We start from the raw sequence: 26295 nt of genomic DNA on the forward strand, positions 1-26295 counted from the left end.
CGAGTACATCGACGGCTTCTACAACCCCCGCCGCATCCAAAAACGCCTCGGCTACCTCAGCCCCGTCGAATTCGAGGAGAAGCACTACACCGAACAGGCGACGGCCGAACAAGCGAACCTGAAACCCCGTCGACCCGCTCTGACCAGCTAATCAACCACTCCCGCACAGCGGGGGAACCTCAGTCTGACATTGCTCTTAATCCCAGCTCGAGCAGAAGCCGTTTTTCGGGCAGAACATGACCCACACACTGTTGTAGCCAGGCGACACGGTCGCAGGATTCGGGTCGGGACCGCCGTTGAGAAGAGATCCTTGGTCGGGGGTGGCGGTCAGGGTGACAGATGTTCCGCTTGGGAAGCTTGCGGAGCACGTGCCGGTTGGGGGCGCTTGTGGTGTGGTCCCCTCCGGGTCGAATGCTACCTGGCGGCAGTTGATCCCGGCCGGCTTGCTCATGACGGTTCCGCCGCCCCATCCGTCGCTGATCCACGCATACAGCTGACCCGCCTGGGCCGGGTAGCCGAGCTGAGCCCGAACCGGGGCGGCGGTGCCGAGCGCGGCCGCAGTAGCGAGCGCGGTGGTGACTACGATCGCGCGCCAGGCGGCGCTGGCTCCGAACCGGCGCCGAGCGTGCCAGGCCCGGCGGTGGCGCGGCGGATCGTTGCTGCGGACGCCCGTCGCAGGGGGGTGGGGTTGTTACTCACGGGTGGCTCCCTTGTAGTTGCCGGGTTCGTGGTGCAGGAGGACGCAGCGCTGGGCGGTGATCGCGGCCAGCCGGGAGCCGGCCCGGCTCGCGTACCCGCCGCTCCCGGGCGGACCTCGGAAAAGCCTCACGGCCTCGATCGTGCAGACCTTGCCCCCATGTGAAAACACCCTCTTCCCTGTTCGTGATCACGAATGTGTCGGGTTCGATCCAGTACGGCGGCGCCCTTGAGCGATTCGATCCGACTCACGTCTCCTCCGCCGTCTCGAGAATCCGGGTCCTGGGCACCCCGGCAAGCGCCGGCGCGTTGCCGGGCGACGCCTACACCCGGGTCCGGAGGAAACCGAGGAACTCTTCGGCCTGCTCCGCAGTATCGAAGTCGAGGCCGACAACTACATACGCCGGGTCGTCCACCGGACGCTGCACCCGGTACCGCCGTACGCCCGCCTCCTTCCGCACGGGCGCGAACCGGTCGAACGCGCCCTTCCACACGGCGAAGTCGGTGATTGCATGCTCGATGTGCAGTGTGCACATGACTCCTCCTCGGCCTGATACCTCCAGCCTGGACAGCACTCATGGGCACGGCACATCCCAGAAATGTGGGGAATCGCGGCATACGCTCGAACGATGGCCGACCCCGCCGCGTACACGCGTTCGCACGAGCGAGTCGTCCGCCTCTGCGAGGCCGGCGGCGACCCCCGAACCCTGCGTCTTCGGCTCATCGACGAACTGCGCCGGGCCGCCGGATTCGACGCTTTCGCGTCCTGCTCACCGACCCGGAGACCTCGGTGGGCTGCTCACCGATCGCCGACGTCCCGTGCCTGCCCGAACTGATCCGCCTCAAGTACTTGACCGAAGTCAACCGCTGGACGGCACTCGACGACGTCGCCCTGCTGGGCGCATACCCCGATCCCGCCCGCAGCCTGCTGTGGCGCGAACTGCTGCACGCCCACGGCGTGCGGGACATCGCCTCGATGGTGTTCAAGGACCGCTTCGGCTGCTGGGGCTTCCTCGACCTCTACCGGTACCACCAGGACTTCACCCGCGCGGAAGCCTCGTACCTTGCCCACCTCACCGCACCCGTGACCACCGCGCTGCGCCGCAGTCAGGCGGAAACCTTTGTCGTACGGCCATCCGACGCGCCCCGCCCGGGCCCTCTGGTGCTGCTGCTCTCTCCCGACCTGCGGGTACTCGGCCAGACCCTGGAAACCCACGCATATCTGAGCCTGCTGGTGCCGCCCGAGCACGGCCGCCCGCCGGTGCCCGCGAGCGCCTACAACGTCGCCGCCCAGCTGCTGGCCGTCGAGGCACGCGTCGATGCGAACCCGCCGCGTTCCCGGGTCCACCTGGCGGACGGCCTGTGGCTGACCCTGCGAGCCGCCCGGATCGGCGACGCGGCTCCACTGGACCGGCGCGACATCGCCGTCACCATCGAGGAGACCTCACCGACCGAGCGGCTCGCCGTGTTCACCAGGGCATTCGCCCTGAGTCCGCGGGAGGGCGATCTGCTCGGCCACCTGGCGAAGGGCGGCGACAGCCACACCGTGGCTCGTCAGATGTTCCTCTCCGAGCACACCGTGCAAGACCACCTCAAATCGATCTTCGCCAAGACCTCCACGCACAACCGCAGAACGCTGCTCACCCGCGCCCTCGGAGCATGAGCTGCCGCGCACCGCGGGAAGAACTGGCCGGCAGGCCTCGCCCCCGAACTCCGCACAGCCACGTCGTGGTGAACCCGCACAAGGTGCTCTCCACACCTCTGCACGCCGGCGCCCTGTACTGCCGGCGCCCAGGTGCCCTGGACGATGCGTTTCGTCTGGTGCCCGAGATCTTGCGCACCGATCCGTGCGGCACGCCGACCGACTTCATGAACCGCTCCCTGGAACTGGGACGCAGCTTCAAGGCCCTGAAACTCTGGTGGATCATCAGGAGCTTCGGGATCGGCGGCATGGCTCGGCGCCTTGACGCGCTGACCCGTGATCCTCGAGGCTGCCAACGCGACCGGCACTCCAACGGCGCCTTCGTGCCCAACCCGCGCCACGGGCGCGCCAACGCAGCCAGGCTCGAAGCCGCACAGCAGGCCCTGAGCCACTTCCCGCGTGTCCGCCGTGACAAGCCGGTCGGCCAACCAGCGCCGGGCCGTGGAGCCGCGCCGAAGCCGGACCCGACCAGCCGGGCGCGTTCCTGCCCAACGGCGCAGCCGCCAAGACGGGTCTCAACCGTTCGATCTCGGATGCCGGATGGGGGGTGTTCCTGACGATCCTGCACGCAAAGGCTGAAGGCGCCGGACGGGAAGTGATCGCCCTGGACCCCCCCAACACGTCCCGCCGGTGCCCCGAATGCGGGCACACCAGCGCGGACAACCGGACCACTCAGGCAAAGTTCCAATGCGTCGCCTGCGGCCACACGGACCACGCCGACACGGTGGGAGCCACCAACGTTCTACGGGCCGGGCTGGTCCGCCGAAACGCCAACCCGGCGTAACGAGAAGCCCCCTCGTTTACGAGGGGGCGGAGTCACGAGAAGGGCGGCGCTTTCGACGGCGTTCGAGTTGGCCTTGCTGAAGAGGGTGAAGACCTCACGTTCCGCGGCTGCATCCGCAGGTCCATGGGAGGTCCTCCTGGACCGACGGTACCGCCGTACGCGGCGCGTAGCCGCTTCGGGAGGAGGTTGTCCGCCCACCGCGGACGACAAAAGGAAAGGCAAGGAGGTTATGCACTCCTTGCCACTCTCAAGGTATAGCGCACGGGGGGCCTTGCGGCAAGGCCCTGGTCGTGCCGCAGAATGGTTGACCGAGACCAGAACCTGCGGAAATCCGGTATTCACGAAGTTCACGTGCTTTTGTCGACGTATGGATCACGCGGGACGTCCCAACCACCGGTGGGAATCGCCGTGCGGTTGCGGGGACTCGGCGCGGAGGTGCGGGTGCGCGCGCCGCCGGACTGCGCGGAGCGGCTGGCCGAAATTCAATCTCGTTAAATGGGGGTTTTCATGATTGACGTGATCGTGGTCGGCGGCGGACCGACCGGCTTGATGCTGGCCGGCGAGTTGCGGCTGCACGGCGTGCACGCGCTCGTGCTGGAGAAGGAGGCGGAGCCGACCAGGATTGTCCGTGCGCTCGGCCTGCACGCGCGCAGCATCGAGGTGATGGACCAGCGCGGTCTGCTGGAGCGGTTTCTCGCGCTCGGCAAGCAGTACCCGGTCGGTGGTTTCTTCGCCGGCATCCCCAAGCCGTCGCCGGACCGGCTGGACACCGCGCATCCGTACGTCCTCAGCATCCTGCAGCCGGTCACCGAGCGGCTCCTGAACGAGCACGCCACCGAGCTGGGCGCCGAGATCCGGCGCGGCTGCGAACTGGTCGGGCTGAGCCAGGACGACGACGGGGTGACCGCCGAGCTGGCCGACGGCACGCAGCTGCGCTCGCGCTACCTCGTCGGCTGCGACGGCGGCCGCAGCACGGTGCGCAAGCTGCTTGGCGTCGGCTTTCCCGGTGAGCCCAGCAGGGTCGACACGCTGCTGGGCGAGATGGAGGTGGCCGAGTCGCAGGAGACGCTGACCGCCGTGATGACCGAAGTCCGCAAGACCCAGCTGCGGTTCGGCGCCATGCCCCTCGGGGACGGGGTGTACCGCGTCGTCGTGCCCGCCGCGGGGGTGGCCGAGGACCGCACGGTCCCGCCGACCTTCGAGGAGTTCAAGCAGCAGCTGCGGGCGACCGCCGGCACCGACTTCGGCGTGCACTCACCGCGCTGGCTGTCCCGCTTCGGCGATGCCACCCGGCAGGCCGAGCGCTACCGGACCGGCCGGGTGCTGCTGGCCGGCGACGCGGCGCACATCCACCCGCCGATGGGCGGGCAGGGCCTCAACCTCGGCATCCAGGACGCGTTCAACCTCAGCTGGAAACTGGCCGCCGCGGTCAACGGCTGGGCACCGGAGGGCCTGCTGGACAGCTACCACACCGAACGGCACCCGGTGGCCTCCGACGTGCTGGACAACACCCGCGCGCAGATGGAGCTGATGTCCACCGAGCCGGGTCCCCAGGCTGCGCGCCGGCTGGTGTCGGAACTGATGGACTTCGAGGAGGTGAACCGGTACCTGATCGAGAAGATCATCGCGATCGGGGTCCGCTACGACTTCGGCGAGGGGCATGAACTGCTCGGCCGGCGGCTGCGGGACGTGAAACTGAAGCAGGGTCGCCTCTACGAGCTGATGCACGGCGGCCGCGGGCTGCTGCTCGACCAGACCGGCCGGCTTTCGGTGGCGGGCTGGGCAGACCGGGTCGACCACGTCGTCGACGTCAGCGAGGAACTGGACGTGCCCGCGGTGCTGCTGCGGCCGGACGGCCACGTGGCGTGGGTCGGTGAAGATCAGCAGGATCTGCTCAGCCGGCTGCCCAAGTGGTTCGGCGCTGCCGTCAGCTGAGCGCGCACCTGTGGCCCGAAAGGGTGGGGCCTTGATCGAGACGCTGGAGTGGCTGGTGGAGAGCTGCGAGCGCACGGCCGAGGCCCCGGACTTGCTGCCGGATGACTGCCTCGCCGAACCGGAGTCGGCGGGGGCCGCGGCGCCGGCGGTGGCGGTCGCGCCGTTTCTAGCCAGGCTGCCGCGCGCGGGCGCGGGGTGCTTTCGTGCGCTGCTGTCGCGTGCGCGGCCGGGCGCCGCATGGTGATCTTGTGTCCCTGCGGTCCGTCGTGTCCGTCCGAGACGTTCTGGCCCGTCCTCGATCAGTCACCCGCGCCCCAATCAGCCGCGCTTCAGCTTCGACCGCAGCCGTTGCACTGAGATTCACTGAGTCTCAGTGCAACGGCTGTTACGACAGTGACACTGCGCCTACAACGTATGGGTGTGACGGAACGTCTTTTCAGGTGAGAACCATGCCAATGGCATTTGTCTCGCCTTTGTGTGAAAACCGAGATCTTCGCTGGAAGGGACATTCATGATCGTCACCAAGCGGCACTCCCTGCGTATCGCTGCAGTCAGTGCCATCGCCGCCGCATCCGTCGCTCTGGCAGGCACCGCCGCGATGGCCGCCACCCCGGCTGCGTCCAGTGCTTCCGTCGCGCAGAAGGCCCTTGCAGCCAAGGCCAGCATCAGCGCGAAGCCGTCGGTGAACTCGGTCAAGGCATGGCAGCTGTTCCGGGTCACAGGTAAGACGACTGGTCTCAAGGCGGGCACCAAGGTGACCTTGCAGCAGAAGCAGGGCAGCAAGTGGGTCACGCTGCCTGCCTCGGTCCCCATCGCGCGCAACGGCGCTTACTCGCTGGGTGTCAAGCTCGGTCTCAAGGGCAAGAACGACCTGCGGATCGTCAGCGGGAGCACCGCCTCCCCGGTCTTCAACGTGACGGTGTGCTAGTCGCCTGCAATCGTCTTCGACAGCGCCTCGGCGCCGGATGGGCGCCGAGGCACTGTCACCTTCACTTTTTACCCGGCTACGCGATGCTGCGGTCCCCAGCCAGTGGAACCGTGCCCAAAAGGAGGCCATGGCCCCTCCCACATTTCTCCTCCGGGGACCCGCTTCCGCTGGTCGCAACAGGCCAGGCGCACGGGCGTCGTGGCGTCGGGGAGCAGGCTGAGGGACTGGTGCCGTATCGCGCTCAGTTCGTGGTTGTTCCCGGATGCCGGCCGGCCAGGCGTGCGAGCAGCGCGGTGCGGTGGGATTCGTCGGTGGCGAGCGCGAGGGCGGTCCAGGCCATGGCGAGGCCGCCGTCCAGGACCGCTCGGTCCGCGCCGGTGTACGTGACCTGCCAGCTGCTGATGGCCAGGGTGCACGCACCGGCGCAGTCGTCGGGACCGCAACGTAACTCGCGCCCGCTGACTCACAGTTCGTTTGGGCGCCCGTTGCTCGGTGGCTGCCGGGTTGTTGAGCTGGTCGGGTGATCGCGTGGGATGCGGCGAGAGGGGGGACGTGCGGCAGGAGTGGTCGCCGGAAGAGGTGGTCGGGTGCTGGACGCTGGTGCCGCACCGGGGAGAAGCTGTCGGCCGCCCGCCAGGCCGACGATGGCACCACCACCGCTGAGCCGGCCTCGCGGGTCGCGGGTCCGCCGGGCGATCCGCGAGGCGTGGGCGGAGGGCATCGAGCACCAGGTGCAGCCGCGCGCACTCGCCGACATCGGCCTGCCGGAAACGCGACGGCGCAGGATGAAGCCCCGGAGCAGTCCGACTCAGGGGCCTGTCGGTTATCGGCGGCGGTGCCGACCCCGAGCGCCCGGCCGTCCCGCGCGGCGGACCGCACGAGGCCGGCGCGGGCTGCTGTTCGACTGCGGGTGGGGTTTCGCGGTAGGCATGCAAGTGCGGCTGGAGGCCGGGGTGTTGCCGAACCCGCCGCCTTCGGCGTTGTTGCAGTGCCCGCACAGCGCGCCGAGGGCGCGCGCTTCGTGCTGGTAGCGCACCGAATTGCGGGCCATGGTACTTCGTACGGACTCGGTGCGTCCAGGCGTTGCCCAAGTCCGGCTCGATGCAGGCTACTCAATGCACACGGACTTGCCGATGCCCTGTCGTGATCACGATCCAACCTGCGGCGATGTTCGGGATCGCAAGCGTCTGATGGCCCTGTGAGCTCTGCGATCCGGCCATCGAAAAGGTGCCGGTCGAATATCGACGGCTATCGGCGGGGCATCGGTGCGGCGGATGCCGGTCGTCTCCCGTTCCACGAGCGTTCAACCAGCTGTCCCTGTCTGCGCTGTGTGCTGTCCCTATGTTCCTGAGGGGTTTTGAAAGAAGGGACTATGGACACACTGCTCGCAGTCCGGGCTCGTGGGATCACCAAGTGTTTCGGCGACGTCGTCGCACTCGACGGCATCGATCTAGATGTGGCGCAGGGGCAGATCCACGGCTTGGTCGGACCGAACGGCGCCGGCAAGACGACATTGCTCGGCCTCCTGCTGGGCCTGGCCGTCGCCGACAGCGGCCGCCTCGAAATCCTGGGTACGCCGGTCGGGCGGGCGCTCGCCGCACCTGACGGTGTCTCCGGCTTCGTGGACGGGCCCGGTCTCTACCCCTCGCTCACCGCCAGGCAGACCCTCGCCGCGCTGGCCGCCCTCCGCGGCCGCGACGCGCGGACAACGGGGATCGACGACGTGCTCGAGACGGTCGGGCTCACCGATGTCGCCGACGACCGGGCCAGCGGCTTCTCCCTCGGCATGCGCCAGCGGCTCGGGCTCGCCGCCGCCCTGCTCACCGAACCCCGGCTTCTCGTGCTCGACGAACCTTCCAACGGTCTCGACCCGGCCGGGAAAAAACACGTTCACGGTGTCCTCACCCGGCTCGCGGCGGACGGAACCAGCATCGTGCTCTCGAGCCACCGCATGGACGACCTCGAGGCACTGTGCTCCGAGGTCACCATCGTCGCCACCGGACGGGTCGTCTTCTCCGGCCCCCTGGGCATGCTGGCCGCCGAGAACCGTGAACTCGACTACCGGCTGGTCACCTCCGACGCGCAGGCCGCCCGCGGGTTGGCTGTCGACACGGCCGGGATCGGCGTCGTCGACGACGCAGGGGTACGGCACGGCGCCGAGATGCTCGTCGTGCGCGCGCTGGTGCCCGCCCTCGACGAACTGGTGGTGCGGCTCGTGCACGCGGGCATCGCGGTGCGCGAGCTCGCACCCGTGGTGTCGCCGCTCGAGGCGGCGTTCCTCGCCCTCACCGAACAGCAGGAGGCCGGCCGATGACCGCGCCCGCGACCATTGCCGACGACCACGTTGCCGGGGTCAACCGCGTCTCGGTGGCGCGCGGCTACCGCTTCGAACTGGTCAAACTGGTCTCGCAATGGCGTATCCGGCTGCTCGTTCTCGCCTGCTGGACCGCGCCGGCCCTCTTCGTCGCCGCGGTGAGCCAGCAGAGTTCGCTCCCCTCCGACACCCTCTTCGGTCGCTGGATGCACGCCACGGGGTGGGCCGGATCGCTGGTGGTGCTCGGCTTCGCGGGCACCTGGGCGCTCCCGCTGCTGACCTCGGTGGTCGCCGGCGACGTGTTCGCCTCCGAGGACCGGCTCGGCACCTGGCGCCACCTGCTGGTGGCGGTCCGGTCGCCTCGACGGATCTTCGTGGCGAAGGCACTGGCCAGCCTCACCGTCATCCTGCTGCTTGTGGCGGGGATGGCGTGTTCCAGCGCGGTCGGCGGGGTCGTGGCGGTCGGCAACCAGCCGCTGGTCGGTCTCGACGGCCATGCGTTGACGCCTTCGGACGCCGCCGGTGAGGTCCTCCTCGCCTGGGTGTGCGTGCTCGCCCCGACGGTGGCCCTCGCCGCGATCGGACTACTCGGGTCGGTCGCGCTGGGTCGGTCGCCGATGGGACTGCTGCTGCCCGCGCTCGTCGCGCTCACGATGCAGTTCGCCCAGATGCTGCCGCTGCCCGCGGCCGTACGCCTCGCCCTGCCCGGCTACGCCTTCATCGTCTGGAAGGGTCTGTTCACCAGCCCGGCACAGGTCGGGCCGCTCCTGATCGGCATCTCGGTCAGTCTGGTGTGGGCGGTGACCGCGACAGCGCTGGCGTACCTGCTTTTCCTGCGGCGCGACTTCACCAACCTGACCTACGACGGCACCGGGCGCCGCGCGATCACCACCGGACTCCTGCCACTGGTCGGACTGGTCGCCCTCACGGTCGCGGTCGTCGCCGTGGCGACGCCGTCGATGGGTTCCGGAATCGAGCAGGACAAGGTCCAGCGGTCGGTCGCCACGGCATTCGCCCACCTCTACCGCATGCAGACCAAGCAGCTCAACCGCCCCGACGTCACCGAGCCGCAGCTGCGGGTTACGGCGGCGTGCAACAAGGGCGACGGCCAAGTCGCCGCCCAGGGGCCGGGCAACGACTGGCGTTGCGTCGTCACCTGGCATCTCCCCGACGTCGAGGCCGCAGGGACGGCCGTCTACCAGCTCGACGTCACCTCAGACGGGCGGTTCGTGGCCGACGGCGACGGACCGAAGGAAGTGAACGGCTACTTCCTGGTGCGGACCCCGATCGGGGACGCACCGAACCCGCTATGGCAGTTCGACAGCAACGTCGAACTGCTCTCCACCACCCCGAAGGGATAACTCCATGCAGGTAACACGCCGCCGTCGACGCGTCGAGGAGGAGCATTTCGTCTTTCTCGGTAGACGCATCGGCCGCCGGATCACGGTGGTAACAGCAGGCATCACCGCTGTCGCCCTGGCCGTCACCGGCACCTCTTTTGCCCAGACGCACCAGTTCGGCACCGAGCAGGTCGGCCAGATCACCGATCAGGGCCAGGTCATCTCCAGCGACCAGTACATCGCCCCGTACGGTGACCGCCTCGTCATCAACAACGGCAAGATCATGTCGTCCTCGGTCAGCCCGGACGGCACCCACCTCGCGGCCTCGGTCACCGACGGCGGGGTGGCGCTGTCCATCGTGGACCTGAAGAAGTGGAAGGTGCAGCAGCTCGTCGGCAACTCCGCGTCGGCGAACCTGCGCATCAGCGGCAACGACGTGGGCCAGGAAGGTCCCGCGTACTCGCCCGATGGTTCGCAGTTGTGGCTGGGCCAGACCGACGGCTACACCAAGTTCACCGTGAACCCGGACGGCAGCCTCGCCAACCCGACGTTCGTCCCGATCCCGGCGGACGGGCCCAAGCACGCGCTGGTGGGTGCGGCGGTGTTCTCGGCCGACAGCTCCACTGTGTACTCCGCGGTCAACGGCCAGAACCGGGTGGTCGCGATCAACGCGGCGACCGGGGCCGTCCAGCACAGCTGGGCCGTGGGCAACGCCCCGCGTGACATCGTCAAGGCCGGCACCAAGCTCTACGTCAGCAACGAGGGCGGGCGTCCGGCGAAGCCCGGCGACACCACGATCAATTCCTACAACACCCAGGTGCCGGCCAGCCCGGTGACCGCTGCCACCACCACCGGCACGGTCAGCGTCATCGACCTGGCGCACCCGGCCGCCGCCGTCGCGAGCATCAACGTCGGTCTGCACCCGACCGCCCTGTACGCCAAGAAGGGGGCGGTGTTCGTCACCAACACCGCCACCAACGACGTGTCGGTCATCGACACCGCCCGCAACAAGGTCGTGCAGACCATTGCCACCCAGCCGTGGCCGGAGGCGTCGGTGGGCTACGAGCCCGACGCGGTGACGCTCACCGACGACGGTCACCTGCTGGTGACGCTCGGCCGCGCCAACGCGATCGCCGTCTACCGGTACAGGACCCCGCAGGAGCCGGTCAGCTACGTCGGCCTGCTCCCGACGGACTACTTCCCCGCGCAGATCGCCACCGTCGGCAACAAGGTGGTGGTCTCCAACACCCGTGGTATCGACGCCCGCCGCCCCACCAACAGAGCCGGACACGGCACCCACGACACGACGTCGAGCCTGCAGCACTTCACGCTGCCGAACGACCGCGTCATCAAGTCCGAGACCGCGAAGGTCTTCAAGCAGAACGGCTGGACCCGAGGCTCAGTCACGCTGGCCACCGCCAAGGGCAAGGCGAAGCCGGTGCCGGTCCCGGTACGGCTCGGCGACCCCTCGACGATCAAGCACGTCTTCCTGATCGTCAAGGAGAACCGCACCTACGACCAGGTCTTCGGCGACATACCGCACGGCAACGGCGGACCGGCGCTGACGGAGTTCGGCAAGAACGTGACGCCGAACCAGCACGCGCTGGCCGGGCAGTTCGGGCTGTACGACAACACGTACGACATCGGCACGAACTCCGCCGAGGGTCACAACTGGCTGATGCAGGCCGACAACCCGGAGTACACCGAGTCCTCGGCCGGTGAGTACCTGCGCAGCTACGACACCGAGGACGACGCTCTCGGCCACCAGCGGACCGGCTTCCTGTGGACCGGTGCACAGGCGGGCGGGAAGTCCGTGCGGGACTTCGGTGAGTTCCAGCAGTTCCTGACCAAGCCGTCCGGCGCGAGCTGGCAGAACCTGTACTGCGACGCCAAGAACATGGACGCCACCGGGCAGAACACCGCCTACCCCCTGCACTCGTCCTCGCCGATCCCGTCGCTCAACAACGTCTCGGTGCCTGGATTCCCGAAATTCGACACCAGCATCCCGGACCTCTACCGGTACGAGATCTGGAAGCAGGACTTCGAGAAGCACGGGCCGGCGAACCTGAACATGCTCTGGCTCTCCAGCGACCACACCGGTGGTCCGGCGAACGCGGCCGCTCAGGTCGCGGACAACGACCTCGCGACCGGCAAAATCATTGACAAGATCACGCACAGCCCGTATTGGAAGGACTCGGCGATCTTCGTTGTCGAGGACGACTCCCAGGCCGGCCTCGACCACGTCGACGGCCACCGTGCCCCCATCCAGATCATCAGCCCCTGGGCCCAGCACGGCGTCGTCGACAGCCACTACTACTCGCAGATCACGATGATCCGGACCATCGAGCAGATCCTCGGGATCCACCCGATGAACCAGAAGGACAGCGCGGCCAGCCCGATGCGTGGGGCCTTCACTCCGAAGGCGGACTTCACGCCGTTCAAGGCACTGCCCAACCGGACCTCGCTGACCGCCGGTCTGAGCACCCCGCCTCCCTGCGGCGTGGACACCCCGGCGCCACAGGACCCCAGTGCGGCGGCCGCACCGTCGGCGAAGGTGCCGGCGGCCGAGCAGGAGGTCGCGGCGAAGTGGGAGGACTGGAAGTCGCACCAGCGGCTGACCGGGCCTAACGCCGTGCCCGACTTCGCGAACCCCGCGCAGATGAACCACTTCACGTGGTATCAGACGCACGATTGGACGAAGCCGTACCCCGGCGAGGACAAGATCTTCGCGCCGGCGGACGTGCCGGGCGCCTCCATCCCGTCGTCGCAGTCGGACGGCTGACGTAGGCCGATCGCGTCAAGGGGCCCCTGGCCGGCGTCACCGCTGGCCAGGGGCCCCTTCTGTCCCCCGTGAGGCAAGTTGTGACGAAGCCCCGCCGGGGGATGCACACCCGGGCGCGGCTTCATGGCGCCGCTGGTCCCACTCCGCGCTAGGCGGCCGGCGGCGTGCCGGGGATGACGAACCCGCGGATCGTGTTCGGCCTGGCACTCGAGCGGGGTACGGGCGGCTGGTCATCGCCGGTGGCTTGCGCCTGTTTCATCACCGCGACCAGGTCGGCGTACTTCGGGTCTGTCCACTGCACTGGATGGCCTCCCGTTCCAGTACGTAGGGTACGCGCGGCGCCCGGGTCAGGTCCGTGGGTCGCGGGTTTCGGGCATGGGGATGATCGCGCATTCGGGGGAGTGCTGGCACTCTGCTGCGACGGAGACGAGCCCGTCAGCATGACTGCGCCGAAGGTCGTTGTCGACCGCGTAGCCCGCCTCGCCGATCATCGCTCCGGTCCGGTCGAGGATCTCCGGGTCGTAGAACGTCGGGTTGTAGCCCGGAGTGTGGTGGACGAATACCCGAATCTGCTGCACAGGTCTCATGCTGTGACCGGGTAGGTTCGCCGGGTTGCCAGTTGTGATGGAGGCCGCGGATTCGGCGAGTAAAACGGTTGCGCGGGTGATCAAGTGCTTGACACCGTGTGGGTTTCCGTAACTCCCGCGAGGTTCGTGTGACGATCTACTTCTACGGTGCGGACGAAGTTCCTTACGGCTGCTTCTCCAACTTCTCTGACCATGGCCTGGACCTCGATGGGTGCTGGTGGGCGACTTCGGAGCACTACTTCCAGGCTCAGAAGTTCATCGGCACGCGCCATGCTGATCTCATCCGCCGTGCCCGCACGCCACTACGGGCCGCCGAGCTGGGCCGTGACCCGTCCAAACCGCTGCGCCGGGACTGGGAGCGGGTCAGGACGACGTGATGCGACGTGCGGTGGCCACCAAGTTCCGTACACACGCCGATATCCGCGACATTCTGTTGTCCACGGGTGACGAAGAGATCGTCGAGGACACCACCACCGATCACTACTGGGGTCGGGGCAGAGCCGGGACCGGCAAGAACATGCTCGGCCGGATTCTGATGCGCACGCGTGGCCGGCCCCGCGTCGAACTCGCCGAAGCCCACAAGAATCACGGCCGCCCCAGGAGGTGACCCGGGAAGTGATCGCCTTGCCGCGTGCCGGTCGATGTCCGGGGCGGCTCAGGCCACGGCCTCGATGGAGCGTCCTCCCCAGCGGATGCCTTTCTCGCTGCGGATGCGGGCGCGCTCGCGGCGTTGGGCGGCGAGGACGTCGGGGTGGCGGGCGTTGGCATTGCGCCAGCGCAGGTAGGCGTGCAGGGCGCGGGTCCGGACGGTGTGGTTGGGGTGGTTCGAGTTCGCGAGGGTGAACTGCCGCAGCGGTCCGAAGTGCGCCTCAACGCCCACCGGCACTGCCGGATCTGATCGGCCGGAGCCGGGCTGCGATCCTCGTCCACCTCGATTTGCCGATGTCCACCACACAACGGGCCGACCAACTGGGCCTCACCGCACCCACGTTGAGCGTTCACCTCAGAACGCTACGGGCGGCCGGCATCGTCACGGCCCAACGGTACGGCCGCGTAGTGCTATACCGCCGAACCCGCCTCGATGATCTGCTGCTCGGTGGAGGCGCCCGATCATCAGTGGACGATTGCTGTCAACGTCGGGTGATCAGGAGACCAGGCGCCTGGGGGACGGTAACCCGGCGCGGACGGTGCGTCTTCCGCCGGCTTGGGCCGCCGCCGGTTTGATGTCAGCGCCAAAGGTGGCGGCACAGTTCGGGGCTTCGCGACACGTCACGCTCTCCATGATGGACATCCTCCCCGGGGCGAACCCCAGATCTCCCATGCCCGTCACAGCGGATCAAGCCCACTCCACGGCAGCGCCTTCCGGATGGTCACCGCAACCGACCTCGCACTCCCACGCGGACAACTCTGGTCCACTGCCGAGCCCTACGACGCCGCTCGTTCGGCACGCCCAACCTGCCGAAGGAGTGAAACCCCAGGTGGAGGCATCCGGCGAGAGCGTGGACACGGCGTACAAGCCGTGGCGGGACCTGATCGTAGAAATCCGAGCACTTCGATTGGACGTCTACGACATCGCCGGTCGCCTTCGTTCCTGGCGGACCCCGCCAGGCTGACCAAGACACCCGCAGCGCTCATGATGCCCCTCACGGTGAAGCCGACACCGGCGGAGTGGGCGGGCCACGGAGGGCGGGTGGCGAGAGGGCATTGCCACGGTGGTCCACGGCAGCCTCGCCTCGCCTCGCCGAGAACCTCCTGGCCGCCGCCCGCCAGGCCCGGGTACCCGGGCCTGGCCTGGGAGCAGGCCTTGGCGAAACGCGCGGTCCCGGTCCCGGTGTCCCGGCCGGTCAGGGCGAGCGCGTCCGTGCCGCGCGAAGTCGCTCGCGCGACGAGACGCTCGGGATGTGCGGCGCCGTACCGCGGCGCGTAGCTGAATGCTGTGTGCAGAGGGACGTAGCCCGCCCTACCGCACCACCCTCAACCGATTCGCCCCTTTGCCGCCATGCGTTTCCCGTACGTGCGCTCGAAGAGTGAGCGATTCTCCCAGGTCGGCGACGAGATACGACGGGTCTTTGCTCACCCGGGCGGCACAACGGGACACCGGAATGCGCCGTCGGCGCGTCATGTCGCCGAGCAGGCCCGGGGCTTGCCGCCGTGCGCCGCCCTCGACAGGCGCCGGCCGGCCGAGCGAAGGAGGCCGACGCCACACCGCCGAAAGGGAACCGGAGGGCGTCACCGCTGGCACGTTCTGGACACGATCTTCCGCTTCTACCCTGCCGTCGCGACGGTTCACTCCCCGCTGGACGCGGTCCGCCACCTGCGCGAGCAGCACGACATCAACTGGCCGCAGATCAAGCGGATCCGCGTCGGGCTGGTCGACTACGCCGTCGGGCACGGCGGATCGACCACACGCCCGACCGACCCGATCTCCGCCCAGTTCAGCCTGGCCTTCGGAGTGGGACTGCAGTTCGTCACCGGCCGCAACGCGCCCCAGGACTACTTCGACCCGCAGAAGTGGACCGACCCCGACATCCTGCGGATCGGCGACCTCATCGAGCCCTACGCCATGCCGATCCCGGTCGGTGATCCCGACCTGAGCTCCCAGGTCGAGATCACGATGCGGGACGGGCGCAGCTTCGCCCGCTACCAGGCCGGGTTCCGCGGCCACCCGGTGGCACCGGCCACCCGGGCAGACATCGAAGCCAAGTTCCGCGACAATGTCACCGGCGTGATCACCGAGCAGGCAGCCGAGGCCATTCTCCAAGCGGTGGCGGCCCTCGACACCAGCACCGACGTGTTGCCGCTCACCGCCCTGCTGGGCGCAGGCGCGGCCGGCTGACCACACTAACCCCATACGAACCGGGAAGTGACGTTGCGGATGCAGGGACAGAAACCGCGCGACGCGCGCGCAACGGGATCGGCGGGCCTGCGCCGGGACGCCGCCGAGAACCGTGCGCGCCTACTCCAGGCCGCGGAGCGGGTCTTCGCCGAGCGCGGAACCGACGTCAGCATGGAAGACATCGCCCGCGCCGCCGGGGTCGGCCCCGCCACCTTGTACCGACGTTTCCCCAACAAGGAAGCGCTGGTCGCCGAGGTGCTGACCGCGTTCTTCAGTCGCCTGATCGCCCTGGCCGAGCAGGCGGCCACCCAGCCTGCGACGACCTGCTTGGACACGTACCTGGTCACCGTCGGCTGGGAACTGGCGGCCAACCGCGGACTCGTACACGGCGCCTGGGGAGACCTCGCCCCTCACACGCTGGTCACCGAACTGGAAACCAAGACCGGACGGATCCTCGAACGAGCGCAAAGCGGCGGCGGCATCGATGCCCAGGTCACCGTCGGCGACATCGCCGCCGCAGTCTGGGCCCTGCGAGGCATCATCCACACCAGCGCACACGCCGCTCCCGACGCATGGCGACGCCACATCACCTACCTGCTCGCCGGATTCCACAAGAACGTCGACCACTCGACTCGAGCGTTGACACCCGAGCAGATCACCTCCACCGTCACACCACGATGAGGCACTGATACGGCGGTGGGGTCTGAGCCTGGCATGTCGTCTACACCGCCTGCCAGAACGTGAAGAACGGTTCGGCGAGGTCGGTGATGGTGTATGTGCCGGCCGAAGGACCTGGTCATGTTCCTGGGTGCCCAGCGCTCCACGGTGTTGCGTTCCTTGTACTGCTCGGCGTCGTGGGAGACCGGCTAGGATCGTCCCGCCCCCAACCGAAACAATGGTGCACGCGAGGCCATCGTGTGATCCGCCGGACAGAACCTAGTGGGTCGGCTCACGCAGTCGCGCGGCCGATCGGGCCAGCCTTGCGGCGGCGACGGCGGGAAGGCACCAGGACAGCAGGAGTGCGGCCATCACCGCAGAGGTGCTCAGGCCGTCGAACGCCAGGGAGATCACGAGGCCGAGGACGGGAACCGCGACCACCGGGGCCAGCAGAAGCAGCGTCGCCTGCCGCTTCTCAAGGCGCACCCACTGGGCGGACTTCCAGAGTCTTGTGAGACCGGCGACCGCCGCGGCCAGGGCAAGGACCGGGCCGACCACCGGGATGAGCGCGACGGGAAACGGCAGGACGGTGAGGCCCAGCGTGGTGTACGTGCGCGCTGCGTTCTCCGGTTGTCTTCATTCAGGGGCGGCCTCGCGGAGCCTGCGGAAAGGGAGCTGACCGTTAACCGATTGCTGTGCCGGTCGCGTCGGAGCAGTATGCGGGGATGCGCTTCTCGATCAACATTCCGAACTTCGGGGACTTCGCCGACGCCCGGACGGTGGCGGCGGTCGCCGCAGCGGCGGAGCAGGCAGGCTGGGACGGGCTGTTCGTCTGGGATCACGTAGTGCATGACAAAGTCCAGCGCCGCGGCCAGGACTTTGGAGATCCTTGGATGCTGCTGACCGCTGCGGCGTTGGCGACATCCCGGATCAGGCTCGGCACACTGGTCACCCCGGTCGCCCGTCGGCGTCCCCAGCAGCTCGCCCGCCAGGTGGCCACCCTGGACGCGCTCAGCGGCGGGAGGGTGATCTTCGGTACGGGCCTGGGCGGGCCGATCGAGGACGAGTACGGCAGCTTCGGTGAGACGACCGACCCGGTCGTGCTCGCCGAGCGTCTGGACGAGGGCCTGGACCTGCTGGAGCGCTATTGGTCGGGCGAGCCGGTGAACCATCACGGGCGGCATTACCAGGTCCGGGACGTGACATTGCTTCCCGCCACGGTGCAACGCCCCCGTCCGCCCGTCTGGGTGGCCGGATTCTGGCCGAACCGTCCACCGATGCGCCGGGCCGCCCACTGGGACGGTGCGGTCCCGTTGTTCACCTCTGCCAAACACGGACAGGTACCGCCTGTTGACGAGGTCATCGACCTCGTCGCCTACGTCCGGCAGCATCGCTAGGACCGGGACGAGAGCCCCTTTGAGATCGTCCTCGGCGGCGCCAGCCCGACCGGCACCGCCAGGGCACGCGACCTGATCGGGCCGCTGATCGACGCGGGCGCCACCTGGTGGGACGAACGACAGCTCCAGAGCAGCGATGAGCTCGATCAGCTGGCACCGGTGATGCGCCGCATCGAACAAGGCCCACCGGCCTTCTAGAGGCCAGGCCAGCTTCCTGCCGCTTCGGCTCCGCCGCACCGCACCGCACCGGGCGCGGGTCCGGGCCGGCCCGTTGGTTACTCCAGTCGACGTCTGATCGTGCGCATGAGGTCAACGGCCTTGTCCTCGGTGACCGTTCCTCCGGGAGTGATGGATGCGAAGCTGGTCAGACGCAAGCAATGGTCCTTGTACAGGCCGCCGACCTTCACGAACCCCTCGCCCGTGCCCTTGTAGGCGTCGATATCCAGTTCGTCGGCTCTGCCCGTGCCCGGCTCGCCGCACTGGGCGACTCTTGTTGACCTTCAGCCATACCACCCAGGTGTCGAGGGCTTGAGGCTGCCGCCAGTGGCACTCATAGTCGTAACTCCCTCGGATGACTCTGCTGTGACCTTGGTGCCGATCGCCTGCTCGACCTCGGCGGCGGGCAGCAAGTCGCACGGGGTCGTCCACGCGACCGTCGCGGAGTCGGAGTCTCCGCCCCCGCTGCAACCGGCCAGCACCACTGTCGTTGAGGCGGCCAGTACCGCCATCGCTCTTCGCATACTGGACTTTGGCATCGGTGCTGTTCGATTGTGGCTCTTTCGTCAAGCTCCGTCGCTGCCGCGAAGCGAAGCCCTGCGATCAGGCGGGGGTGCGCTGGAATGGCCCGGTGTTGGCGGGGGGTTGCAACGACCCAGGAGAATCCTCCTGGGCGCCTGTCCTTTCGACAGCTGCGCCGGAGACCGCTCAGCTGTGGGAGACGGTCAGCGACTCGAGCACCCTTGGTGGTGCTGCTGGAGGACGACGGGGTGGCGTAGTGCGTCGTGCTGCCGTTGACCGTCAAGTCGATCGTGTGACCGCCGGAGACGGCGATCGTGCAGCTCCACGTCTTGCCGAGCGATACGTGGCCCACGGTGTGCGGCGTCTGGCCGCCCGAGGGCGAGTTCTCGATGCCCCCGACGATGCCCCCGACGATGTCGCCGTTCGAGTGGTGTGAGTAGAACGCGGCGCGGGATCATGCCGACGCGTGACTGCGTGCTATCGCAGCGGCTCTCCGAGATGTCCGAACCCGCGCGGAGTGCGCGGGCGAGGCCATGGGGGCCATCGGCTCCACGTTCAGCGCCACGCGTGCCTCAAGGGCTGTTAGCCGAGGTCCGGCCGTCGTTCCCCCCACGGGACGACGGCCGGACCTCCGCTGTCGCTGCTGGCCATGTGCAACGGAACTGAACGTACGCGGGTGCTCTACGCACGGCTACCGTTCCTGGGGAATCTGGCCGAGAATGAGCCGGAAAGCTCCGAACGTTTGCGCAACGCCAACGATCTCCAGGTCCAGGCAGCGGGATGCCGGCCCGGCTCACTTGGCGACTGATCCGACGTCAGGTGTAGGGGTTGAACGGGATCCCGGCAGGCTTGGAGTTGTTGAGGGTGTCGTTGAAGGTGCTGTCCGAGATCTTGATCGTGGCCGAGCCGAAGTTCGCGTTCATGAGTTCGTCGCGCAGGCCGGTCGGGTAGCCGTTCCAGCTGACGAGGCGCGGATAGAACCAGCCGCCGGTGACGTTCTCCGGCGGTTCGTCGTGGTTGTTCGCGAGGCGGAAGAAGTGGGTTGAGGCGCCGTCCTTGTTGTAGACGACCTTGGGGTGGGTGCCGTCTGAGGCGGCCCGCGGGGTGTGGACACACCTGAGAATGGATCTTGACGGTCCAGGAAGGTGTAGGTCTCCATGGCAAGGCCCTCGAAGTTCAGTCCGGAGTTCCGGTCCGACGCGATCGCGTTGTGGCGGGCTTCGGCCGGCAGGCGAACGTATCGGGACGTTGCTACCGATCTGAACGTCAACCCCGAGACGCTGCGCGTCTGGGTGCGCGACGTGGACGGGCCCCCGGCGGACGGCGGCAAGGTGACGCCGGGAGATGCGGAGGCGGAGCTGGCCCCGGTTGCGGGCGGAGACCGCCCGGCTGCTGAAGGCCGAGAAAGAGTGGCAGCTGGAGCGCGAGATCCTGCGACGGGCAGCCGCCTATTTCGCGAAAGAGATGAAGTGAGGACCCTTCCCCAAGCTCTTCGAGCAGGGGAGACCCCATGCTGGGACTTCGTCTCCGCCCACGCCGGCGTCTTCGGCGTTCAGCGGCTGTGCCGGGTGCTCCAGGTCTCCCGCTCGGGCTACTACCGGTGGCTCGCCGGTATCGAGGCCCGGGATGCCCGGCGGGCCGAGGACCAGGCGCCGGTCGCCGAGATCCGCGAGATCCACACCGAACACCGCGAGAACTACGGCGCACTGCGCGTCCACGCCGAACTGCGCGGCTTCGGGCACACGGTCAACCGCAAGCGGGTCGCCCGGCTGATGCGTGAGAACGGCATCGTCGGCCGTCACCTGCACAGGAAGAAACGCACCACCGTCCCCGACCGGCTCGCGCCGCCCGCCCCGGACCTGGTCCAGCGGGAATTCACCGCCCGCCGACTCGATGAGAAGTGGTGCGGCGACATCACCTACGTGCAGGTCGGCGCCTGGTGGCTGTATGTCGCGAGCGTCATCGACATCTGCTCGCGCCGGGTGATCGGCTGGTCCATGGCCCCGCACATGCGCGCCGAGCTCGTCATCGACGCCCTGCGGGCCGCGGTCGCCGCCCGGGCCGGTGACGTGACCGGGGTGATCTTCCACTCGGATCGTGGATCGCAATATACCTCGGCCGCGTTCGCCCAGGTCAGCGACCAGTACGGCATCCGCAGAAGCATGGGCAAAGTGGGCTCGAGTTACCACAACGCCCTCGCCGAGAGTCTGTGGCAGGGGCTGAAGCAAGAGGTGATGCACAAGAAGCTGTTCTTGACGATGGGCCAGGCGAGGCTGGAGATATTCCGGTGGCTCACCTACTACAACGCCCGCCGCCGTCACAGCACGCTGTCCTACCTCTCACCGCTGGAGTTCGAACAGCAACACCACCAGCAGGCTAAACTCTCACTCCTCGCATAGAACCCCCTGTCCCACTCTCCGGGGGTCGCCTCACCATCTCGGCAGGCTCCACGATGCTGTTCAGTCCCTACCTTCTTCACCGCCGGAGCGATGTCCACGAAGACCCTCCACGGTTCGACCCGGACCGATGGGACAGCGCGTCGCGCCCGTCCCCGTCACGCCACGCCTTCCTCCCCTTCGGTTCCGGCCCCCGCAAGTGCATCGGCGAACAGTTTGCCATCATCGAGGCCGTCCTGGTTCTGGCCACCCTCACCAGCCGCTGGAAATTGTCGGCTCTGCCAGGCACCCGCGTGCGCCCTCACGCGGGAGGCGCGATCAGCCCGGGAGGACTGCGCCTGCTTGCTACCGCCCGCACTTCACCCGGGCGGCGGGAAAACCGCGGGTCCGCAGACGAGTCGTCGCCATGACGGGCGCAGCGGTTGCCGAAGACGTTTCACGGGTGGTCGCCTGCGAAGCACGACGTAACCCGCAGATCATGCTGCGGGTTTCCCTCCCGCCGCCGAGGCTTTGGATCCGGCCCCGATCGACGAGTCTTAGGGTTCACATGTTGTAGACGACGGGGTCTCACTGGTGCGGCCTCGTCCGTTCGGGCGGCGGTTTGTACCGCCTGCCGAGGCTGCAGTGGATGGTCGTGGAGACTCCGGGATCGCAGTCATCGCTGCACCGGGCCATCTTCCTGCGGGTGGCGGTGGGGAACCTCGCCCCACCAGGGCTGGCCGAGCAGTCGGAGCCGATCGATGTGGACGCCTCCGCCTCGCAGGGCTTCGACCGGGCCGAGCAGCTGGTCGCCCAGCTGATCGAGTCGACCGGCATCGGCGTCGACAAGGTGATGGGGACCGGCCTCGGTGGGCGAGTTGGGCCGGGGGCGGCGGCCGCGGGGTGCGCGACCTGGCCTACATCAAGGTCGCCAGCGAAGTCGGCGCCGGTCTGTTGATAGACGGGCGGCCGCCGTTCCGGCGCTGTCAGCCCAGCGACCTGCATAACCCTGAGTTCACACAGCTAACTAACATCGCCGTTGCCATCTCGTTAACTGTTTACTTATTGACGACATGGGAGCGGCGGAGTTGACTCACGTGAACCTCGGCCGCAGCGTTGCGGCCTCGTCAGGGAGACAACCCAAATGAACGCGATGATACGTCGTGCCGTAATTGGCTCGCTTGCGGTATCGATGGCCCTGTCCGTGGCCGCTTGTGGCGAGGTGGGAAACGGCACCAAGGTCAGCAGGAAGGACAAGTCGATCGGTCTGCTGCTCCCGGAGTACGCCACCACCCGGTACGAGAAGTTCGACCGCCCGCTGATCGAAGGCAAGGTTACGTCGCTCTGCCCGGACTGCAAGATCGAGTACGCCAACGCGGCGGGCGACCCGGCCAAGCAGGCGCAGCAGGTCAGCAGCATGATCGCCAAGGGTGTCAAGGTCCTGATCCTCGACCCGCAGGACGCGGTCGGCATCAAGGCCTCGGTCCAGGCGGCCGTGGACAAGGGCGTCAAGGTCGTGGCGTACGACCGCTTCGCCCAGGGTCCGGTCTCCGCGTACGTCTCCTACGACAACGAGAAGGTCGGCGAGCTGCAGGGCCAGGCGCTCCTCGACGCCATGGGCGCCAAGGCGACCCCGACTGCCAAGATTGTCATGATCAACGGTGACGACGCCGACCCGAACGCCGCGCAGTTCAAGGCCGGTGCTCACAAGGCCCTCGACGGCAAGGTCAAGATCGCGTACGAGCAGAGCGGTCTGTGGAAGGACACCGTCGCCAACCAGAAGGTCACGGCGGCGATCACCCAGCTCGGCGCCAAGAACATCGCCGGTGTCTACTCCGCCAACGACGGCATGGCCGGCGGTATCGCCACCGCCCTCAAGGGCGCGGGCATCAACGTCCCGCTGACCGGTCAGGACGCCGAGCTCGCCGGTGTCCAGCGAATCCTGCTGGACCAGCAGAGCAGCACCGTCTACAAGCCCTTGAGGCCCGAGGCCGACGCGACCGCCGAGATCGCGGTCAAGCTGCTCAACGGTGAGGACATCAAGTCCGTCGCGGACATCACCGCCACCAGCGGCTCCGGCACCACCGTCCCCGCGAAGCTGCTCCCCGCGGTGTCGGTGACCAAGGCCAACATCAAGGACACGGTCATCAAGGACGCCCTGTACCTCGTGGTCCAGATCTGCACCGCTGACTACGCCGCCGCCTGCAAGACGGCCGGCATTCACTAAGCCCGGATCCACCGTTGCCTTGTGGTGCGGCTGGTTGGTTGCGGCGGATGTGACTTCGGCTGTGCGAGGTGACTGAGGGCGTGGGAAGCCTGCCGGTCCGCCGGCTTCTCCGATGTCCTTGGTGGCTGACGGATCGCTTCAGGGAACTGGCCTTCCTGAATCGGGACCTGGACATCTCGCTCACCGACAAGCGCTGCCCGGCCGAGTCCCGGTTGGTCCGGTTCCGGTTCCCGGGCGGTGTGCGGGACTTCGTCGCCTTCCTCGACGAGCAGGCGGCGGCACCCGTTCACCCGGACATCATCGGCTTCGAGCGGGAGGACCCGCGGATGGCGGGGACGATGGAGGCGGCCTTGCGGTGGCACGGCTCCGGCGAGGAGCGGGTCCGGAGTTTTGCCAACAGCCGGCCCACCCCCGCCGGCGGCACGCACGTGCTGGGCTTCCATGACGGGGTGGGGGCTGCGGTCCACGCGTACGCGCGGGAGCGGCGGCTGCCAACAGGGACGGACCCCGATCTCAGCACTGACCGGATCGGCGAGGGCCTGGCAGCGGTCGTGTCGGTGAAGCTGGAGCATCCCGAGTTCGAGGGCTCCAAGCGTGGCGTGCTGGGCAACGCCATGGTGCGCGCCTGCGTCGGACAGGCCGTTCAGGAACACCTCGGCAGGTGGCTGGAGGAGCACCCGGAGCAGGCCGCAGCCGTCATCGACCGGATCATCCAAGGGGCTCGCGGAGACTGACCAGCAACGGACCGCCCTGCCGGGTTCCCGGCAAACGGGACCAGCGGGGCGACGGCAGCACGCTGCCCCCGGACAGGGGCCAGAAATCGTGCGGTCGGTCCAACGAGCCACCTGGCACGCTCAGTAACAACACCAGCACCAACAGGCCAGATCATGTGAGACAACGAGCGAATCGGACCAGATCATCTGAGACCGGGGCCAGATCGACTGAGACGGGACAGCCGCAGCTGCTGGGCTGAGCCGCGCCGAAATGTCCTGTCGCAGCGAAGGTTGACTGTTCTCACCGAAGGTTGAGCACTGGCAGGTTCATCTCATCGAAGTTGAACATCCTTCAGACTGCTCCAGACGTGACAGGGCCAAGGCCGGAGGGCAGCTGGCGCACGGCGGTCGACACCACCTCCTCTGCGGTGGTCGTCTCGGTGAGGACCTCACTCATCAAGCGAGCGCTGAGGGTGAACCGGTTGTCCCGATGCGCGTCCAGGCAGATCGGAGCAACGGTGAGGTGGGGGCGGGTGCTGGTGGAGAATCACAGCGTCCAGTGGTTCGTGAACGTGTAGAGCCCCCGCCCGCGCTGCGGCAGGCACCACGATGAGGCGCTATCTTGCAGCGATGACCGGTTCTGCGGAGCGCCCGCTGCTCTTCCTCGATGTAGATGGACCGCTCATCCCGTTTGGGGCAGCGACGCTCCAACACGTGGGTGGGTATCCGACTTACCAAACGAGCCAAGAATCATCGGGGGGCGGTTCGAACCCGCTTCTGGCAAGGATCAACCCTGAGCACGGGCCCAGATTGGCCGCGCTTCCGTGCACCCTGGTCTGGGCGACAACGTGGATGTCAGACGCCAACGAGTGCATCGCGCCGCGGCTTGGGCTGCCGGAGCTGCCCGTAGTGACTTGGCCGGAGCCCTCCGAGGACGATGAGCGAGACGCGCGAGCGGGACTGCACTGGAAGACCCGCGCGCTCCTCGGCTGGGCGGCCGGGCGCGCATTCGCCTGGGTTGACGATGAGATCACTGACAGGGATCGGGCCTGGGTAGCCGCTCGCCATGGCGAGCGAGCCCTGCTCCATCGCGTCGATCCCCGTCATGGCCTCACCGACGCGGACTTCATCCTCCTCGGCGACTGGTTGCGTAACTTGTGAACGGGCGGGCCATTGACCGCTTTGCCGGGCCGCCATCGCAGACGGCAGGTCGTCAGTGGAGGCCGGCCCTGCTGCTGAGCTGAGTGACTCCTTCTTGCGCTTCGAGTGCCTCTCTGACCCGGGCGCTCTCGAGGGCCACGTACTGGATCTGGGCGGTGGCCAGGGCGAGGGCTGCGGTGAGCTCGCGGTTGCGGCGTAGCGGATGGTCAGCACGTCGCCGATCCGTGCCGGGTACCGGGGGTGTCGTGGAGCGAGCGCTCGCCGTCGGCCAGTGCAGACAGCTCGCCCGCCAAGTCCCGACGCGACTTGGCGGCTTCACTCTGCAGCACGGGTGATTGGTCCATGCTCACCTCAACGACGTTCCGGCCGCTGGGATACCTGGTTCAGCCCCGGCGACGTGCAGCGGGGTCGCTTCGTCAGCCGACGGGGGTCAGGGCGGCGTCGTACTGCTCGACATCCCAGGGCAGCACCTCGCAGGAGAGCAGCAACCGATGGCTGTAGCGGTGGAGGTCCCACTCCTGGACGGGGAACCGGAACCCTTAGTAGATGTCCTGGTACACGCCCTCGAAGCGGCCGATCGCCTCGCGCAGCCTGCTCTCCCTGCTCAGGTCCGGGGGTCGCCGAAGTACTCGGGAACATTCGGGCGGATTGGCCGGCCGGTGGCTTCCAGCGAGAAACAGCGACTCCGGCGGCGCCGGCCGGATGACGGTCAGCGAGTCGCTGAGCGGTCGGCTGAGCCGATGCCGAGGGTCTGTCGCTCGGGCTCGATCACGCCCATGACGCGCTCTTGCCCTCGGGGGTAGGGCGCGCCGGTGTACTTCGTGGCCAGCTCGTCGATGATCTCCCACGCCGCATCGCCCTCGAGCCACTCGACGACCCGCCCACGGACGGCAACGGGCTCGAACGGGTTGTCGACGGGCGCGATGGACAGCGCCATCCGAGGGTCGCGGCGCAGGTTGCGCGCTTTGCGCATGCCCGGACCGGTGAAGAAGACGATTCGGTCGCCGTGGGCGCCGACATAGACGGGAGTGCAATGGGGCGAGCCGTCCGGGAGGACGGTGGCGAGGTGAGCGATCGAGGTGCCGTCGAGTACGCGGCGCACCTTGGGGTCAAGCATGTGTGC

Annotated in this window: 22 protein-coding genes and 9 pseudogenes; 20 read left to right on the forward strand and 11 right to left on the reverse strand. The window is 68.0% G+C overall.

Annotation, left to right across the window (positions count from 1 at the left end; genetic code table 11):
• Window positions 1–691: 691 nt before the first annotated feature.
• Window positions 692–829, reverse strand: a complete 138-nt coding sequence (locus QMK24_RS28560; protein WP_283469691.1) for a hypothetical protein — start codon at window positions 827–829, stop codon at window positions 692–694.
• Between the two features lie 190 nt (window positions 830–1019).
• Window positions 1020–1232: a hypothetical protein gene (locus QMK24_RS28565; RefSeq protein WP_283469692.1), complete on the reverse strand. Its 213-nt coding sequence runs from the start codon at window positions 1230–1232 to the stop codon at window positions 1020–1022.
• Between the two features lie 254 nt (window positions 1233–1486).
• On the opposite strand from QMK24_RS28565, the gene QMK24_RS28570 reads away from it, so the two are divergent.
• The 9 genes and pseudogenes from QMK24_RS28570 to QMK24_RS28615 all read left to right on the forward strand — a co-directional run bounded on the left by QMK24_RS28570 (window position 1487) and on the right by QMK24_RS28615 (window position 12481).
• Window positions 1487–2359: a helix-turn-helix transcriptional regulator gene (locus QMK24_RS28570; protein ID WP_283469693.1), complete on the forward strand. Its 873-nt coding sequence runs from the start codon at window positions 1487–1489 to the stop codon at window positions 2357–2359.
• Window positions 2356–2658 (forward strand): annotated as a pseudogene (locus QMK24_RS28575) (pyridoxal-dependent decarboxylase); the annotation flags it as partial. The gene QMK24_RS28570 and the pseudogene QMK24_RS28575, both read left to right, overlap by 4 nt.
• A gap of 48 nt (window positions 2659–2706) precedes the next feature.
• A pseudogene (locus QMK24_RS28580) lies at window positions 2707–3182 on the forward strand (zinc ribbon domain-containing protein); the annotation flags it as partial.
• Between the two features lie 507 nt (window positions 3183–3689).
• Window positions 3690–5117, forward strand: coding sequence for a rifampin monooxygenase (rox, locus tag QMK24_RS28590; protein ID WP_283469694.1), 1428 nt, complete (start codon window positions 3690–3692; stop codon window positions 5115–5117).
• Window positions 5118–5148: 31 nt separating this feature from the next.
• Complete coding sequence (locus QMK24_RS28595; protein WP_283469695.1) at window positions 5149–5361, forward strand: hypothetical protein; 213 nt, start codon at window positions 5149–5151, stop codon at window positions 5359–5361.
• A gap of 267 nt (window positions 5362–5628) precedes the next feature.
• Entirely contained in the window at window positions 5629–6045 is a 417-nt protein-coding gene (locus QMK24_RS28600; RefSeq protein WP_283469696.1) for a hypothetical protein, read from the forward strand.
• Between the two features lie 1372 nt (window positions 6046–7417).
• The gene (locus QMK24_RS28605) at window positions 7418–8359 is read left to right on the forward strand and encodes an ABC transporter ATP-binding protein (RefSeq protein WP_283469697.1); all 942 of its coding nucleotides are present in this window, start codon (window positions 7418–7420) and stop codon (window positions 8357–8359) included.
• A complete protein-coding gene (locus QMK24_RS28610; protein ID WP_283469698.1) occupies window positions 8356–9720 on the forward strand; it encodes an ABC transporter permease in 1365 nt (454 codons plus the stop codon). Before QMK24_RS28605 ends, QMK24_RS28610 begins: the two co-directional genes overlap by 4 nt.
• Before the next feature lie 4 nt (window positions 9721–9724).
• Window positions 9725–12481: a bifunctional YncE family protein/alkaline phosphatase family protein gene (locus tag QMK24_RS28615; RefSeq protein WP_283469699.1), complete on the forward strand. Its 2757-nt coding sequence runs from the start codon at window positions 9725–9727 to the stop codon at window positions 12479–12481.
• A gap of 148 nt (window positions 12482–12629) precedes the next feature.
• Here QMK24_RS28615 and QMK24_RS28620 read toward each other — a convergent pair whose 3' ends face one another.
• Together QMK24_RS28620 and QMK24_RS28625 are read right to left on the reverse strand one after the other, a co-directional pair.
• A complete protein-coding gene (locus QMK24_RS28620) occupies window positions 12630–12782 on the reverse strand; it encodes a hypothetical protein (protein WP_283469700.1) in 153 nt (50 codons plus the stop codon).
• A gap of 46 nt (window positions 12783–12828) precedes the next feature.
• A complete protein-coding gene (locus QMK24_RS28625) occupies window positions 12829–13059 on the reverse strand; it encodes a hypothetical protein (RefSeq protein WP_283469701.1) in 231 nt (76 codons plus the stop codon).
• A 137-nt stretch (window positions 13060–13196) separates the two neighbouring features.
• On the opposite strand from QMK24_RS28625, the pseudogene ybiA reads away from it, so the two are divergent.
• Window positions 13197–13675: pseudogene (ybiA, locus tag QMK24_RS28630) on the forward strand (riboflavin biosynthesis intermediates N-glycosidase).
• A gap of 48 nt (window positions 13676–13723) precedes the next feature.
• Here ybiA and QMK24_RS28635 read toward each other — a convergent pair.
• Window positions 13724–13942, reverse strand: a pseudogene (locus tag QMK24_RS28635) (IS630 family transposase); the annotation flags it as partial.
• 44 nt (window positions 13943–13986) lie between these two features.
• Here QMK24_RS28635 and QMK24_RS41950 point away from each other — a divergent pair.
• The 3 genes from QMK24_RS41950 (at window position 13987) to QMK24_RS28645 (ending at window position 16585) form a co-directional block, all read left to right on the forward strand.
• Window positions 13987–14292, forward strand: a complete 306-nt coding sequence (locus QMK24_RS41950) for a helix-turn-helix domain-containing protein (protein ID WP_502962574.1) — start codon at window positions 13987–13989, stop codon at window positions 14290–14292.
• A 919-nt stretch (window positions 14293–15211) separates the two neighbouring features.
• On the forward strand, window positions 15212–15904 hold the full coding sequence (locus QMK24_RS28640; RefSeq protein WP_283469702.1) for an MmgE/PrpD family protein: 693 nt from the start codon (window positions 15212–15214) through the stop codon (window positions 15902–15904).
• Window positions 15905–15931: 27 nt separating this feature from the next.
• Window positions 15932–16585: a TetR/AcrR family transcriptional regulator gene (locus QMK24_RS28645; protein ID WP_283469703.1), complete on the forward strand. Its 654-nt coding sequence runs from the start codon at window positions 15932–15934 to the stop codon at window positions 16583–16585.
• Window positions 16586–16840: 255 nt separating this feature from the next.
• Here QMK24_RS28645 and QMK24_RS28650 read toward each other — a convergent pair whose 3' ends face one another.
• Entirely contained in the window at window positions 16841–17119 is a 279-nt protein-coding gene (locus QMK24_RS28650; RefSeq protein WP_283469704.1) for a hypothetical protein, read from the reverse strand.
• A 167-nt stretch (window positions 17120–17286) separates the two neighbouring features.
• Here QMK24_RS28650 and QMK24_RS28655 point away from each other — a divergent pair.
• Window positions 17287–18156 (forward strand): annotated as a pseudogene (locus QMK24_RS28655) (LLM class flavin-dependent oxidoreductase).
• Between the two features lie 745 nt (window positions 18157–18901).
• On the opposite strand, the pseudogene QMK24_RS28660 reads toward QMK24_RS28655, so the two are convergent.
• Window positions 18902–19105 (reverse strand): annotated as a pseudogene (locus tag QMK24_RS28660) (polysaccharide lyase family 7 protein); the annotation flags it as partial.
• 406 nt (window positions 19106–19511) lie between these two features.
• Window positions 19512–19784 (reverse strand): annotated as a pseudogene (locus QMK24_RS28665) (NPP1 family protein); the annotation flags it as partial.
• Window positions 19785–19853: 69 nt separating this feature from the next.
• Between QMK24_RS28665 and QMK24_RS28670 the strand changes: the two are divergent.
• From QMK24_RS28670 to QMK24_RS28690, 5 genes and pseudogenes are all read left to right on the forward strand, one after another.
• Window positions 19854–21095: an IS3 family transposase gene (locus QMK24_RS28670; RefSeq protein WP_283469705.1), complete on the forward strand. Its 1242-nt coding sequence runs from the start codon at window positions 19854–19856 to the stop codon at window positions 21093–21095.
• Complete coding sequence (locus QMK24_RS28675; protein ID WP_283469744.1) at window positions 21092–21502, forward strand: cytochrome P450; 411 nt, start codon at window positions 21092–21094, stop codon at window positions 21500–21502. Before QMK24_RS28670 ends, QMK24_RS28675 begins: the two co-directional genes overlap by 4 nt.
• Window positions 21503–21647: 145 nt before the next feature.
• Window positions 21648–22040, forward strand: a pseudogene (locus tag QMK24_RS28680) (ROK family transcriptional regulator); the annotation flags it as partial.
• 175 nt (window positions 22041–22215) lie between these two features.
• Complete coding sequence (locus tag QMK24_RS28685) at window positions 22216–23298, forward strand: sugar ABC transporter substrate-binding protein (RefSeq protein WP_283469706.1); 1083 nt, start codon at window positions 22216–22218, stop codon at window positions 23296–23298.
• Between the two features lie 80 nt (window positions 23299–23378).
• The gene (locus QMK24_RS28690; protein ID WP_283469707.1) at window positions 23379–24032 is read left to right on the forward strand and encodes a DNA topoisomerase subunit B; all 654 of its coding nucleotides are present in this window, start codon (window positions 23379–23381) and stop codon (window positions 24030–24032) included.
• 331 nt (window positions 24033–24363) lie between these two features.
• On the opposite strand, the pseudogene QMK24_RS41955 reads toward QMK24_RS28690, so the two are convergent.
• Window positions 24364–24546 (reverse strand): annotated as a pseudogene (locus QMK24_RS41955) (DUF6193 family natural product biosynthesis protein); the annotation flags it as partial.
• Between the two features lie 95 nt (window positions 24547–24641).
• Here QMK24_RS41955 and QMK24_RS28695 point away from each other — a divergent pair.
• A complete protein-coding gene (locus tag QMK24_RS28695) occupies window positions 24642–25172 on the forward strand; it encodes an HAD domain-containing protein (RefSeq protein ID WP_283469708.1) in 531 nt (176 codons plus the stop codon).
• Window positions 25173–25378: 206 nt separating this feature from the next.
• Here QMK24_RS28695 and QMK24_RS28700 read toward each other — a convergent pair whose 3' ends face one another.
• Together QMK24_RS28700 and QMK24_RS28705 are read right to left on the reverse strand one after the other, a co-directional pair.
• Complete coding sequence (locus QMK24_RS28700; RefSeq protein WP_283469709.1) at window positions 25379–25516, reverse strand: hypothetical protein; 138 nt, start codon at window positions 25514–25516, stop codon at window positions 25379–25381.
• A 365-nt stretch (window positions 25517–25881) separates the two neighbouring features.
• The gene (locus QMK24_RS28705; RefSeq protein WP_283469710.1) at window positions 25882–26289 is read right to left on the reverse strand and encodes a PPOX class F420-dependent oxidoreductase; all 408 of its coding nucleotides are present in this window, start codon (window positions 26287–26289) and stop codon (window positions 25882–25884) included.
• Window positions 26290–26295: the final 6 nt, after the last annotated feature.

Origin of the sequence: Streptomyces sp. PH10-H1, from assembly GCF_030063355.1 — a bacterium.
In the GTDB taxonomy this organism is placed as follows: domain Bacteria; phylum Actinomycetota; class Actinomycetes; order Streptomycetales; family Streptomycetaceae; genus Actinacidiphila.